Here is a 251-nt window from a genome sequence, read left to right on the forward strand (position 1 = left end):
CCGAAGGGCTCGTCCAGGACGTAGAGCCGTGCCCTGCGTGAGAAGACCAGCGACACCCTCGCCTTCTCGACCATCCCCTTGGACAGAGAGCCGATCTTCTGGCCGGGGGTGAGGCACATGATGGCAAGCAGCTCCTCGAACCGCTTCCGTTCGAAGTCGAGGTAGAAGTCCGCATAGAAGTCACCTGCCTCGCCGACCGACATCCACCGGTCGAGATGGTTCACATCCGGCAGAAACGAAACCACCGCCTT

At 61.4% G+C, this 251-nt stretch carries 1 pseudogene; it reads right to left on the reverse strand.

The window, feature by feature from the left end:
• Window positions 1-251, reverse strand: a pseudogene (locus SMC1_RS10780) (ABC transporter ATP-binding protein); the annotation flags it as partial.

The sequence above is a fragment of the Candidatus Cryosericum septentrionale genome (assembly GCF_003570995.1).
Lineage (GTDB): Bacteria > Caldisericota > Caldisericia > Cryosericales > Cryosericaceae > Cryosericum > Cryosericum septentrionale.